Below are 12,916 nucleotides of genomic sequence, written 5' to 3'. Positions count from 1 at the left end.
TAGCTTTGGGAAAATCCTTATGCCGAATTCCGCGCCGCGTTGATGATCCCGAACATCGCCCGGATAATCAGCTGGTTGTAAGTCTCTACATCCACGGGCAAGTCCTTCGGATCGCCGGCGAGCATTTGCAATGCATATTGCTGTATAGTGATCAATGGCAATACGATGCGTTCACGGGTTTTGATGGAAACCTTGGTGACATTGTTGCTGTCGAGCAGCTCCTTCTGACCCGAAACTTCCAGCAGAAGTTCACGGGTGAGCAAAAATTCCTCGTACATTTTGTCCCAGAACTCCCGGTATTCTTCCTCATCGCGGAGGTATTTGGTGGCAGGGAAAAATGCCTTCGAAAGCGACTGCATCGAGTTTTCGATCAATGTCCGGAAGAAAAGCGATTTCTGGTAAAGCTTCTTGATATCCTCGATCTTGTTCTGTTTCGCCAGTTCGCGGATAGCTGTCCCGAAACCGTAGAAGCCCGGCACATTCTGCTTCATCTGCGCCCATGAGCCCACGAACGGGATCGCACGCAAATCCTCAAATTTCAAACCTTCGTCATCGTTACCGCGTTTGGTCGGGCGACTGCCGATGTTGGTTTGCCCGTAAAAGCGCAATGGCGTCTTTTTATCGAGGTATTTGACAAACATCGGGTGGTTTTTCAGGTCCAGGTAGGAATTATAGGCGATTTCCGCCATTTCCTCGATCAGATCCTTGTCGGCGTCGGTCAACTCATCGTCGCGGTGACCTTTGAAAAGGTGATTTTCGAGGCCGGCAGTGAACAGCCTTTCCAGGTTATACATCGCCGTCGTAACGGTACCATAGTTGGAACTGATGGTCTGCCCCTGAACGGTCAGCTGGATTTCCTTATCCTCAATATCCTTACCGAGCGACGAGTAAAAGTTATGGTTATTGCCGCCACCGCGTGCAGGAGGTCCTCCACGACCGTCGAAGAACGTCACTTTGATGCCGAACTCACGCGATACTTTGGTCAGCTCTTCCTTAGCCCGGTAGATCGACCAGTTGGCACGCAGGTAGCCGCCGTCTTTGGTACCATCCGAGAAGCCCACCATGATCGTCTGGTGATTCTCGCGGTTGGCGAGGTGGTTGCGGTAATATTCATTTTCGTACAGCGTCCGCATGATGCCCGGTGCATTAGCCAGATCGTCCACGGTTTCAAAAAGCGGTACGACATCAAGCGCCAGCTTGCCTTCTTCGTCTGCAATCAGGTTTTTGGCCAGTGCCACCACTTGCATTACATTCAATGCGGAAGTGTTGTTACTAATCACATACCGATGTGCACCTTTTTCGCCATTCTTTTGCTGGATCGTTTTGATCGCGCGGATTGACCCGAGAATGTCTTTCGTCAATTCGTCCTCATAATCTTCGTCACGAAGCGGTATATTCAGCGAGAGCAGCAAATCGATCTTTTTCGCCTCATCCCAGCTCTGGTAGTCGCTATATTTCAGGAGCGGGATTTTCTTTTCAAGCCTTTTCAGGATATCCTCCCAGGCCTTTCCGTGCTTTCGGCTGTCCTGACGGACGTCGAGGCTTGCAAAGAAGAACCCGAAGAGATTGAGTTTCAGGATAAAATTATCCAGCAATTCCACGAAAAGGCCCTGGTGCTTGTTCACCAGCACTTCACGTGCTTTCAATAATTCGTCGATCAGCTCCTGAGCACTTCCATAGCCTTCCTCAAACGGCCCGAAAATAGTGCTGTTCATCTTCTTCTCCGCGAGCGAAATCGCATCGTCCACTCCTTTGAATGTAAGGCGACGTTTCAATTGGCGAATATCACGGTAGTAACCCCGCAAAAGCGTCTCGCGCAGGCGATCGGCGACTTTCAATGTGATTTCGGGATTCACGAACGGGTTGCCATCGCGGTCGCCGCCCGGCCAGAAGCCCAGACGGAACACATTCGGGTAAGGCCAGTCGTGCACACTCATTCCCAGGCCGTTAATCAACTTTTCAAGAATGGAAGGGATCGCATCATAATACACGTTTTCAAGGAACCAGCACAAGCTCACCGCTTCATCGAACGGCGTAGGTTTTTCGTGATTAATGAATGCCGTTTTCCCTAGCTGCAACAGCAACTGGTTTACCTCTGTAAAGTCGTTGGCCTTGATCGCATCTTCCAGGTCATTGATAATGCCCAGCACTTTGCCTGAATAAAATTGGGTCGGGTGGGCGGTCAGCACGATGCGTACGCTGAAGTCTTCCAGTTTGGCGAGCAGTTTCTTTTTCAGCTCATCGCTTTCCAGCCGTTCGGTCAGGTAAGTTACCGAGCCTTTGCCGGTCAGATCGTGGGTCTCGTCGAAGGCCGCATCTTCCACCGAGTCGAAAAGCACGACCTGGCGCTCTATGTATTGGATAAATGCAAAAAGCAGATCCGCACGTTCCTTGGGAGTAGCTGTTTCCAGGAGCTCTGAAAAAAAATGCTCGATGATTTCTTTGGGAGATTTGCCTTCCTGAAAGCCAATCTCACTTTGCTGAGTCAGTATCGGAAGCAAGGAGCCTGTTTGGAATATACCGCGGTAGGGTAAGCTCAGAAACAGGCTATTAAAAATATTATACTTCGTTACAACTGCGTCCTGGAAACTATTATTCATAATGGAGTGACGAAATTATATTTTGAAATTTGCACTGAAGGCAAATATAACCTTAAAAAATGGGTTTCAGGCTTTGGGGTGCGCTTGTTGATGCGATTTTTTAAGCTTTTCGATCGAGTTATGCGTGTAAATCTGTGTTGCAGCGAGGTTGGCATGGCCCAATAACTCTTTGATCGCATTGAGATCGGCACCGCGGTTGAGCAAATGCGTCGCGTACGTGTGCCTGAGCACGTGCGGGCTCTTCTGCGAGAGCGTGGTAACGGCCGAAAGGTATTGTTTCACCTTCCGCTGCACAAAAACCGGGTAAACAGCTTTATTTGAATCGGTTAGCAGTAAAACATCGGTATCCTCTTCCGGCGCACGCTGTTCTATATATCTTTCAAGTAATTGTGCCAAAGAAGTGGAGACCGGCACAATCCGTTCCTTCGATCGCTTTCCAAAGACCCGAATCGTACGGGCAGGTAAGTTGAGGTCTTTTAATTCCAACTCCACCAGTTCCGAAAGCCTGATCCCGCTGCCATAGAGCAGTTCCATAATCACCCTGTCTCGCAGCCCTTCGAAATCATCGGTAAATGTACCCTCTTCAAAAAGCATTTCCATCGATTTCTCCTCCACAAAGGCAGGCAGCTTCTTACGCGCTTTCAAAGCCGACAGGATTTTCGTCGGGTCACTGTCAATATGCTTTTTCTTTCTTAAATACCCGTAAAAGGTTCGGAGCGCAGCAATTTTCCGGTTGATTGACGAAGGGTTAAGCCCCTCCTCCATCAAACTCACGATCCACGACCGCAGCATAGGCGCTTTGGCCATTTCGGGCTCGGTACAATCGTATTGAAAAAGGAGGTATTTCTGAAATTGTTCGAGATCAGTTTGGTACGATTTGATGGTATGCGCACTGGAGCGCTTTTCGAATTGGAGGAATTCCAGAAACGGCTTTATCATAACCCTAACATACGAAAAGGAGCTATCTTATTCAAGACAGCTCCTCTTGTATGATATGGATACAATAATCCTATAGAAGTCTTTCAGAGAACCATTCCGTGAGGAACTAGTCTTCTAAATGACCGTAAGTTTTCTCTTTGTAAACTGCACGCAAAACTTCGAAACGACGCTTAACAGATGGTTTTTCGAAAGCTGTACGGGCACGAAGCTCACGCATTGTACCAGTTCTTTCAAATTTCTTCTTGTAACGCTTAAGAGCGCGATCAATCGATTCGTTGTCTTTAATGTTAATAATAAGCATGCTTATAATTTCTAATGTTCTTTGAATTGGTTTCTGAAATCGGACTGCAAAGAAAAACTATATCCAACAGAAAATCAAGAAATAAGTCGTTAAAATTCGTTTATTTTTGTATCCATTGCATTGAAACACTAGTCATTAACAGATTAAACAGCCCCATATGAGTTCCAGACTGGGAATAATTGATTTAGGCACCAACACATTTCACCTGCTGATCGCGGAGCCTAACGGCGCTCATTTTAAGACTGTTTTCCACGAAAGCAGGCCCGCCAGGATCGGCCTGGGAGGTATCAACAAACGCGTGATCACACCCGAAGCGCAGGACCGCGCGCTTGCCGTCCTCTCCTATTTCCGCGAAAAGCTGGATTCTTTTGAGGTAATGCCTGAAAAAACATTCGCATTCGGCACGAGCGCGGTCCGTAATGCGGAAAACCGGCAGGAGTTCTGCTCCGAAATTTTGGAAAAAACGAATATCGAAGTGACGGTTATCGATGGCAACCGCGAGGCAGAGTACATATACTATGGTGTCCGCCGCGGGGCCGACATTGGTGACGCTCCTTCGCTGATCATGGACATCGGTGGCGGGAGCGTGGAATTTATCATCGGGAACCGCTCGCAAATCTTTTGGAAGCAAAGCTTCGAAATCGGCGGACAGCGGCTCATGGAAAAATTCATGCGGAACGACCCGCTTTCCCAGGCCGATCGCCGGGCACTTTACAATCATTTCGACGAAAACCTGATCCCGCTCGCGAATGCAATACATCAATATGCCCCGGAAAAGCTCGTGGGCTCGTCAGGGACATTCGATACCCTTGTGGATATGGACTTCCATTTCCGCACTGGCGACTGGCCGCCGCCAGCCCAAACGGATTTTAACATTCCACTGGAAGAATTTTACCGTGCCTATACCCTCATACTCTCCGGCAACCACGACGAGCGCATGGCGATTCCCGGCATGATCGAGCTGCGTGTGGACATGATTGTCGTGGCCGTCTGCCTGATCGACTACGTACTCAAAACGCATGGTATCCGGCAAATCCAGGTTTCTAAATATGCCCTCAAAGAAGGCGTTTTGGCCGAATTGATGGCCAGATAACCCCCTAACCTCTCATTTAAATACACCTTTATACTTTATCCCAAAAACCAACTCTATGAGATTAATGCGTTACCTTCTCCTCGCGGCGCTGGCATTCGTGTACACGCACGACGCGCATGCGCAACGAAAGAAAAAGAAAGACAAACAGGAAGACGTCAAAATCGACAAGGCCGTCGACGCGGTTGCCTCCGCAGTGAAAGACAAGCTGAAAGACGACAAAAAGAAAGGCCCGAAAGCATTCAAGGAACTCATCGACAGCACCAATGCCATTAGCCAGAAAGGCATGATCTCGGTCCACAAGGTGGATGACAAATGGTATTTTGAAATTCCCGATTCGCTTCTGAACCGTGATATTATGGCTGTGACCCGCTATTCCAAAACCGCAGCGGGTGGCGGAATTTTCGGAGGTGAGGAAGTGAACCGGCAAATGATCCGTTGGGAACGGGGAATGGATAACAATCTGCTATTGCGGTCGGTAACGATTGTCGTGACAAGCCCAGATAGTACCAAGCCTATTTTCCAGGCCGTCAAAAACTCCAATTCCGACCCTATTATCGGTGTTTTCGACATTAAGGCAATCAAAAAAGAGCCTGGGAAATCCTCGGTAGTTGATGTGACTGAATTCTTCAACTCCGATAACCAGGTGTTTTCATTGAGTTCTGTGAGCAAACAGCTCCTGAAACTAGCCGCATTCAAGAAAGAAGCATCTTTCATTTCCAAAATCAGTACCTATCCGATCAATACGGAGATCCGGACGATCAAAACTTTCAACGTAACGCCTCAGCTGCTGACGCCTACGCCAACGCCCTCGATCGGCCAATACCTGCCGTCCGGCCTGGACGCGGGTGTCGTGACATTTGAAATGAACTCCTCGCTGATCCTGCTGCCGAAAACGCCGATGAAAAAGCGCATTTTCGATAGTCGGGTGGGTTATTTTGCCAATCAATATGCCACCTTCGGGGAGGAATCGCAGCGTTCCGACACCGAAGTTTTTGCTGTGAGATGGCGCCTCGAACCCAAGAATGCCGAAGATGCCCGCAAACAGAAAAACGGCGAGCTGATCGAGCCTAAAAAGCCGATCGTTTACTACATCGACCCGGCCACACCTGAAAAATGGCGCAAATACCTGAAAGCCGGTGTCGATGACTGGCAGGTTGCATTTGAGAAAGCCGGCTGGAAAAACGCGATCCGCGGCGAGTACTGGCCGGAAGGGGATACCACTATGAGCCTCGAAGATGCCCGCTACTCGGTGATCCGCTATTTCGCGGCCGACATTCAGAATGCTTACGGGCCTAACGTACACGACCCGCGCAGCGGCGAGATCCTCGAAAGCCACATCGGCTGGTACCATAATGTGATGCGCCTGCTCCGCAACTGGTACATTATCCAGGCCGCGGCGGTGGACCCGAAAGCACGTACCAAGAAGTTCGATGACGAATTGATGGGCCAACTCGTTCGCTTCGTGTCATCTCACGAAATCGGCCATACCCTTGGCCTACGTCACAATATGGGTGCCAGCTCAGCCACGCCCGTCGAAAAACTGCGCGATAAGGCCTGGATTGCTGAACACGGGCATACTTCGTCCATCATGGACTATGCACGTTTCAACTACGTAGCACAGCCTGAGGACGGCATTACCGACCTCTTTCCGCGCATCGGCGACTACGACAAATGGGCCATTCAATGGGGTTACAGCAATTTCCCCGATGCCAAAGATGCCCAGGCCGAAAAATTGGCGTTGAATACCCTGACCAAAGAGGCCTACAAAGACAACCGCCTGCATTTTGGTACGGAAATCAGCCCTTATGACCCCCGTTACCAGACCGAGGATCTAAGTGACAATGCTATGAAAGCTTCGGAATATGGTATCAAAAACCTGAAACGCATCTTACCGAACCTGATTGAATGGAGCAAGGAAGATGGCGAGAGCTATAAGGAACTGGATGAAATTTACGGCAACGTGGTGACGCAATATCGTCGCTACCTCGGCCATGTGATCAAGAATGTGGGCGGTATTTACGATACGCCGACGACCTACGACATGGAAGGCCCTACTTTTACGACGGTGCCGAAAGCGACCCAAAAAGAAGCCATCGACTTCCTGAATGCCCAGCTTTTCAAAACGCCGACCTGGCTTTTGGACCAGAATATCCTCAACAAAGTGAAGCCCGAAACCGGTATGGAGGCTATTAAAGCTTTGCAAGATTATGCATTGACCTCCCTTTTCGCAGGCGACCGTGCCGTACGGTTGATGGAAACCGGTATTTCAGCCAAATACTACACGCTCGACGATCTTTTTACCGACCTGGAAACGGGGATATGGTCGGAGACCAAAGCCGGAAAGCCGATTGATCTGTACCGCCGGAATTTGCAAAAAGTATACGCTGAAAAGCTGATTTCGTTGCTGAAACCGGGTCGGGCGAATGTTCAATCCATCCCGGTAGGCATTACCTATGGTTTCTCGACACGTTCGGTGGAACTCGAAAAGACCGATTTACCATCCATCGCGAGGGCGCATTTGGAAAGCCTCAAAACGACGGTGAATGCTGCCATCGCGAAAAGCACCGATAAAAACACCCGCTACCATTTGCAGGATGTGTCGCAAAGAATCAAGCAGGCGCTTGATCCGAAGTAATGTATATGGAACCAGGCAAGTCGGAAACGGCTTGCCTGATTTACTTAAAACCCATTGAATATGCCAGAACTCGCCGAGGTCCTTCACGATCATCCCACATTCTGTGCCGTCATACAGAACAGCAAACCTTACCGGAAGCTGGATTTTACAGCGGGCAATGTCGATTTGCTGACGCGCGATTTGTCGGAAACCGCTGATTTCTCCAACTATGTTTTCGGTGAAATGCTTTCTGAAAACACATTCAATGGAATTGGCGGCTATGCCGAAGACCGGGTCATTTACCGGCATCGGAAACATTTCACTGCCAACGCCGAAAAGCCGCGCAGCATTCACCTGGGTGTGGATATTTGGGTAGAGGCAGGCACGCCGCTTTACGCACCGCTCGACGCGACGGTGCATAGCTTTGCATTTAACGACCATTACGGAGATTACGGCCCAACCATTATCCTCGCACATAAACTAAGCGGGATAACCTTCTTTACGCTCTACGGGCATTTATCATTAGGCTCATTGGATGGCTTGCACGAAGGCAAAACGATCCACGCCGGAGAACGCTTCGCTGCCATTGGTCCCTATCCCGAAAACGGCGACTGGCCACCGCATTTGCATTTTCAGGTTATCGGAGATATGGGCCATTACAAAGGTGATTTTCCGGGCGTCTGCAATGCCGCGGATCGGGATTACTATCTCAATTTATGTCCTGATCCACAGCTGGTTTTGAGAATAAAAGTTTAAATGTAGTGCGCATATGCGAAAATTTATGCGCATATTCATAGTATGAAAACTCGTTTGAACGTCACAATTGAAGATACTGTTTTAGCGTACATCAAAAATTACGCAGCAGCACGACAAATCAGTGTTTCTCAGATAATTGAGGATCATTTGAAATCTATTGCACAATCAGCTGAACGGAAAAAAAATATCCTCGAAGTACTCGACGAAATGGAAGCGCCGATTGGCATACATGCCGATCAGGATCTTGTAAAAGCATATCACGAAGCCCGCAAAGAAAAGTATGGCCACTAGCGTCTTCCTCGATGCGAACATCGTGCTTGATTTTTTCCTGAAAAGAAAAGACTATGAAGATGCGCGGGAAGTAGTATCGCTGGCGCTGGAAAAGAAAATTAAAGCCTTCATTTCACCTTCCATTCTACATATCGTCAGCTATTGGTTAACAAAAGCTTACGGAAGTGCCCAGTCCAAAGATCTCCTATTGCTGTTTCTCTCGGACATCAGTATTGTCGATGCCAATCAGGAAGTCGTAAACCTGGCACTAACTTCTCCGATCGACGACATTGAAGATGCGCTGTAATACTATACCGCGCTTCATCATAAAATTGATTTCTTCATTAGTAGTGATCGGAAATTTCAAAGGCAGGCGCTCACGCTACTGCCGGTTTACAGTCTGCCCCAGTTTTTGAAACTTTTCGCCTAAAACCACTCAGGATTTCCTCTCCAAATTCGGCAAGAACCCGGTTAGTAACCCGATCAGCGGCAGGAACGAGCAAACCCAGAATACGTATTCAATACTCGTCTTGTCAGCCAGCGTGCCAAGAATGGCCGAACCGATACCGGCGATACCGAATGCAAAACCGAAGAACAGCCCCGCGATCATCCCGACTTTCCCCGGAATCAGCTCCTGCGCGTACACGAGGATAGCCGAGAATGCCGACGATAAGATCAGACCGATAATGCAGCTCAGCACGCCCGTCCAGAACAAATCGACGTAAGGCAATAGCAATGCAAATGGTGCTGCGCCGAGAATCGAAATCCAGATTACATATTTACGACCGATCCGGTCGCCTACCGGCCCGCCGATGAATGTCCCTGCCGCTACGGCAAACAGGAATGCGAACAGGTAAATCTGCGAGCTCTGTATGGAAACACCGAATTTATCGATCAGGTAAAAGGTGAAATAGCTCGAAATGCTGGCCATATAAATATATTTCGAGAAAATCAACAGGAGTAAAATACCTATCGAAACGACCACTTTGGATTTGGATAAAGTCGCTTCCTGCTTCACAGCGCTGGCGGATTTTTTTACAACCGTCGCCAGGTTTTGCTTGTACCACCCGCCTACCCACGAAAGGATAACGATTGCCAGCAATGCCACGAGTGAAAACCAGATCACCTGGAATCGCCCGTAAGGCAATAATATCAATGCCGCCAGCAGTGGTCCGAGCGAACTACCTGCATTGCCACCGACCTGAAAAAGTGATTGTGCCATCCCATGCTTGCCTCCCGACGCCATGCGCGCCACGCGTGAAGCCTCCGGATGGAACACCGCCGAACCGATACCGATCAGGCCCACGGAAAGTAATACAATATGAAAACTGTTCGCTAAGGACAGCGATACAAGCCCCAGCAATGTAAAGCACATCCCGACTGCCAATGCATAAGGTTGCGGCCTTTTGTCTGTAAATGAACCTACAAGTGGCTGAAAAACAGATGCACTCACCTGAAAAGTAAATGTAATAAGCCCGATCTGCGAAAAGCTTAGGTTGAACGAATCCTTGACCATCGGGTAAATCGACGGAATGAGGGATTGCATCGTGTCGTTCAGCAAGTGGGAGAAACTCAGTGCCAGAAGAATTGGAAATACCGTCTGAGAGGCGGGAACCGAGGCCGTGGACACGGCGGCGGAGGAATCCGCGGATGAACTTTGGTCGAAACTTTTCATGGGCATTCAAAATATCCCCGACCTCCTGTTTATGGAAGTCGGGGCCTGAAAAAGAATGACGAAGGTATCGATAATCAGCCTAACTACGACTAAAAACCAAATAAAATTCTATTTACGATGGATCACAGTCGCCGCGGACTGGGTGCCGGCGAGAATGGTAATATCGGCAATCGTAACACGGTCAGGTGCATTAACGGCGTAGAGTATCGCATCGGCGATGTCGCCGGCTTGCAACGGGTCGAAACCCTGGTACACCTTTTCAGCCCGGGCTTCATCGCCTTTGAAACGCACGAGCGAGAATTCCGTCTCCACGGCACCCGGCGCCACGTTGGTCGTTTTGATACCATGCTGCGTCAGTTCGAGGCGCATTCCTTCGCTGATCACCTCCACGGCAGCTTTGGAAGCGCAATACACCGCGCCGTTGGCGTAAGTCTGCTTACCGGCAATGGAGCTGATATTGACGATGTGGCCTTTGCCGCGTTCGAGAAGCAGCGGGATAATAGCCTTCGAAACGTACAGAAGCCCTTTCACATTACCGTCGATCATCGCGTCCCAGTCGTCGGTATCGCCTTCGTCGAGCGTGCCCAGCCCATGTGCATTTCCTGCATTGTTGACCAGAATATCAATGTTTTTCCAGTTGTCAGGCAGCGAGCCGACTGCTACGAACACCGCACCTTTGTCACGGACATCGAATACGAGTGTGGTTACTTTTACTTTGGAAGATAATTCAGCGGCTACTTCGTCGAGGCGTTCCTGGCGCCGGCCGCACAAAATAAGGTCTATTCCGACCCCGGCGAATGCTTCCGCCGTGGCCTTACCGATACCGGATGTGGCTCCGGTAATAAATGCAATACGGGACATTGAGTGGATGGTGTGGCGTGAATTTTACTTTTTGCTTTTTGGAGTATTCAAACTGCTGAACTCGCCTTTTTCCAGCTGTGCGGCCTGTGAGAAAAGCTGTACAGCCTGTTGATAAACGTTATCACTCGGATTGAGAACCTGAAACACTTCGTTGTTCAATCCATTTTTCTGCTTTCTTCCCCAGACATAACGACCGATGATCGCCTTGGTTTGCGAAGTAATGAGCGGTTTGGACAGGTTCAATTCTTTTTCATTTGGTTTGATACCCGCCCTCGAAGCGTCTTTTACCAACTCGGCCAGCATCGCATCCGACACCTGGAATGATTTCAGGTATTCCTTGAATGGCTGTTTTTCCAATCTCTTCTGGTTTTCGTTCGCGTAGCGTAGCGCATATTCGCGGATAATGTTTTTGGAATACAGCTCAAACAGGTATTTGCTGTTCATCAATGTATCTTTTGCCACAAAAATATCCGGGGTAATACCGCCGCCGCCGTACACGACACGGCCGCCATCGGTTTTATAAATCTTAGTTTTATCAAACTTGATGCTATCGGCATTGAATAGCTCTCCGCTTTCGTAACGGTGCGCCAGATCCTGGCTGTAATCTTCGCCTTTTCCAAGCTCATAAGGTTTTTGAATGCTCCGACCACTCGGCGTGTAGTAGCGTGAGATTGTCAGGCGCAGCTCAGAGCCATCCGACAGTTTGATCGGCATTTGAACCAATCCTTTTCCATAAGACCTTCTTCCTACTACCAATGCGCGGTCGTGGTCCTGCAATGCGCCGGCGAGGATTTCGGACGCTGATGCGCTGCCTTCGTCCACAAGCACGATCAATGGGCCTTGCTCGAAAAGGCCGTCCACATGCGAGCGAGTCTTGCGGTCGAAGCGGCTGTCTTTGCCTTCGGTATACACCAGAAGCTTATCTCCTGCAATAAACTCGTCGGCCATGGCCGTAGCGCGTTCCATATAGCCGCCCGGGTTGCCGCGAAGGTCGAGAATGAGGTTTTTCAAACCTTCGGCCTTCAAGGTTTTCAATGCGGATTTAAACTCATCGAAAGTGGTTTCCGAGAAACGGCTCACTTTAATATACCCTATTTCCTGATCCACCATGTAGGCGGCGTCCACCGAATAGGTAGGAATGCGGTCGCGCACGACGGAGAAATTCATTTTATCCTTTAACCCTACCCTTTCAATCGATAGATCCACTTTGGTACCGCGCTTGCCTCGCAACAACTTGTAGACCTGCGCATTGGTAACGCCAGGCCCCGAAAGGTTTTCTTTATTCACCGAAATAATGCGGTCGCCGCTCTGGATACCAGCCGCTTCGGAAGGGCCGCCGCTCAGCGGGGTTACCACATACACTGTATCATTGTAAATATTAAACTCGACGCCGATACCGTCAAAACCCGATTCCAGCTGCGACCGCGCTGCAGTAGCTTCTTCGGCATTGAAATATGCCGTGTGCGGGTCAAGCTTTTCCAGCATTTTCGAGATCGAATAATCCACCAACTCCTCAGTGTTTACCGAATCGACATAATTGTTTTCCACCAACATTAACACCTCCCTGAACTTGCCATAACCCTTCGCCACATCAGACAGCTTTTTTCCACCGCTGAAAAACGTACTTCCCAGCAGCACACCCGCCGCCAGCGTGATCGCAATGATGATAGGCAAACGAACTACGGATTTCGAGTTCTGAATGGGGGGTTGGGGGCTATGTGAGTTCATACCTGTAAAAATTAGGAATATCGGCTGGCGTCGCGGAAATTGGCTATTTCTCCAACGTGAATTAAACGATTTTGGTTGC

At 49.3% G+C, this 12,916-nt stretch carries 11 protein-coding genes; 5 read left to right on the top strand and 6 right to left on the bottom strand.

What is annotated here, in order from left to right:
- Positions 1-17: 17 nt before the first annotated feature.
- The 3 genes from ACQ4MZ_RS27905 to rpsU all read right to left on the bottom strand — a co-directional run bounded on the left by ACQ4MZ_RS27905 (position 18) and on the right by rpsU (position 3,840).
- Positions 18-2,600, bottom strand: a complete 2,583-nt coding sequence (locus ACQ4MZ_RS27905) for a phosphoenolpyruvate carboxylase (RefSeq protein ID WP_430850787.1) — start codon at positions 2,598-2,600, stop codon at positions 18-20.
- A 66-nt stretch (positions 2,601-2,666) separates the two neighbouring features.
- Positions 2,667-3,539: a tyrosine-type recombinase/integrase gene (locus ACQ4MZ_RS27900; protein ID WP_430850785.1), complete on the bottom strand. Its 873-nt coding sequence runs from the start codon at positions 3,537-3,539 to the stop codon at positions 2,667-2,669.
- Positions 3,540-3,645: 106 nt separating this feature from the next.
- Positions 3,646-3,840 (bottom strand): 30S ribosomal protein S21, encoded by a 195-nt coding sequence (gene rpsU / locus ACQ4MZ_RS27895; RefSeq protein ID WP_015813375.1) that lies wholly within the window; start codon positions 3,838-3,840, stop codon positions 3,646-3,648.
- A gap of 157 nt (positions 3,841-3,997) precedes the next feature.
- On the opposite strand from rpsU, the gene ACQ4MZ_RS27890 reads away from it, so the two are divergent.
- From ACQ4MZ_RS27890 to ACQ4MZ_RS27870, 5 genes are all read left to right on the top strand, one after another.
- The gene (locus ACQ4MZ_RS27890; RefSeq protein ID WP_430850783.1) at positions 3,998-4,933 is read left to right on the top strand and encodes a phosphatase; all 936 of its coding nucleotides are present in this window, start codon (positions 3,998-4,000) and stop codon (positions 4,931-4,933) included.
- 64 nt (positions 4,934-4,997) lie between these two features.
- Complete coding sequence (locus ACQ4MZ_RS27885) at positions 4,998-7,568, top strand: zinc-dependent metalloprotease (protein ID WP_430850781.1); 2,571 nt, start codon at positions 4,998-5,000, stop codon at positions 7,566-7,568.
- 60 nt (positions 7,569-7,628) lie between these two features.
- Entirely contained in the window at positions 7,629-8,303 is a 675-nt protein-coding gene (locus tag ACQ4MZ_RS27880) for a peptidoglycan DD-metalloendopeptidase family protein (protein WP_430850779.1), read from the top strand.
- A 42-nt stretch (positions 8,304-8,345) separates the two neighbouring features.
- On the top strand, positions 8,346-8,594 hold the full coding sequence (locus ACQ4MZ_RS27875; RefSeq protein WP_430850777.1) for a DUF6364 family protein: 249 nt from the start codon (positions 8,346-8,348) through the stop codon (positions 8,592-8,594).
- Entirely contained in the window at positions 8,584-8,880 is a 297-nt protein-coding gene (locus tag ACQ4MZ_RS27870; protein ID WP_430850775.1) for a type II toxin-antitoxin system VapC family toxin, read from the top strand. The genes ACQ4MZ_RS27875 and ACQ4MZ_RS27870 overlap by 11 nt, the downstream gene beginning before the upstream one ends.
- A gap of 129 nt (positions 8,881-9,009) precedes the next feature.
- Here ACQ4MZ_RS27870 and ACQ4MZ_RS27865 read toward each other — a convergent pair whose 3' ends face one another.
- The 3 genes from ACQ4MZ_RS27865 to ACQ4MZ_RS27855 all read right to left on the bottom strand — a co-directional run bounded on the left by ACQ4MZ_RS27865 (position 9,010) and on the right by ACQ4MZ_RS27855 (position 12,837).
- Positions 9,010-10,248, bottom strand: coding sequence for an MFS transporter (locus tag ACQ4MZ_RS27865; RefSeq protein WP_430850773.1), 1,239 nt, complete (start codon positions 10,246-10,248; stop codon positions 9,010-9,012).
- A gap of 108 nt (positions 10,249-10,356) precedes the next feature.
- Positions 10,357-11,109 carry an SDR family NAD(P)-dependent oxidoreductase gene (locus ACQ4MZ_RS27860; protein WP_430850771.1) on the bottom strand — a complete coding sequence of 251 codons (753 nt, stop codon included), beginning with the start codon at positions 11,107-11,109 and terminating at the stop codon, positions 10,357-10,359.
- 24 nt (positions 11,110-11,133) lie between these two features.
- Entirely contained in the window at positions 11,134-12,837 is a 1,704-nt protein-coding gene (locus ACQ4MZ_RS27855; RefSeq protein WP_430850769.1) for a S41 family peptidase, read from the bottom strand.
- Between the last annotated feature and the right edge of the window lie 79 nt (positions 12,838-12,916).

The sequence above is a fragment of the Dyadobacter sp. BHUBP1 genome (assembly GCF_050587785.1).
Classification (GTDB): Bacteria; Bacteroidota; Bacteroidia; order Cytophagales; family Spirosomataceae; genus Dyadobacter.
The sequence above is the reverse complement of the archived record's forward strand: the minus strand, read 5'-3'. Positions and strand labels throughout refer to the sequence as shown.

Bases quoted from the DNA above. Each gene is read 5' to 3' on its own strand.
- ACQ4MZ_RS27870 (WP_430850775.1), top strand. From the start codon at position 8,584: ATGGCCACTAGCGTCTTCCTCGATGCGAACATCGTGCTTGATTTTTTC.
- ACQ4MZ_RS27855 (WP_430850769.1), bottom strand. From the start codon at position 12,837: ATGAACTCACATAGCCCCCAACCCCCCATTCAGAACTCGAAATCCGTA.
- ACQ4MZ_RS27885 (WP_430850781.1), top strand. From the start codon at position 4,998: ATGCGTTACCTTCTCCTCGCGGCGCTGGCATTCGTGTACACGCACGAC.
- ACQ4MZ_RS27875 (WP_430850777.1), top strand. From the start codon at position 8,346: ATGAAAACTCGTTTGAACGTCACAATTGAAGATACTGTTTTAGCGTAC.
- ACQ4MZ_RS27900 (WP_430850785.1), bottom strand. From the start codon at position 3,539: ATGATAAAGCCGTTTCTGGAATTCCTCCAATTCGAAAAGCGCTCCAGT.
- ACQ4MZ_RS27905 (WP_430850787.1), bottom strand. From the start codon at position 2,600: ATGAATAATAGTTTCCAGGACGCAGTTGTAACGAAGTATAATATTTTT.
- ACQ4MZ_RS27865 (WP_430850773.1), bottom strand. From the start codon at position 10,248: ATGAAAAGTTTCGACCAAAGTTCATCCGCGGATTCCTCCGCCGCCGTG.
- ACQ4MZ_RS27890 (WP_430850783.1), top strand. From the start codon at position 3,998: ATGAGTTCCAGACTGGGAATAATTGATTTAGGCACCAACACATTTCAC.
- ACQ4MZ_RS27860 (WP_430850771.1), bottom strand. From the start codon at position 11,109: ATGTCCCGTATTGCATTTATTACCGGAGCCACATCCGGTATCGGTAAG.
- ACQ4MZ_RS27880 (WP_430850779.1), top strand. From the start codon at position 7,629: ATGCCAGAACTCGCCGAGGTCCTTCACGATCATCCCACATTCTGTGCC.
- rpsU (WP_015813375.1), bottom strand. From the start codon at position 3,840: ATGCTTATTATTAACATTAAAGACAACGAATCGATTGATCGCGCTCTT.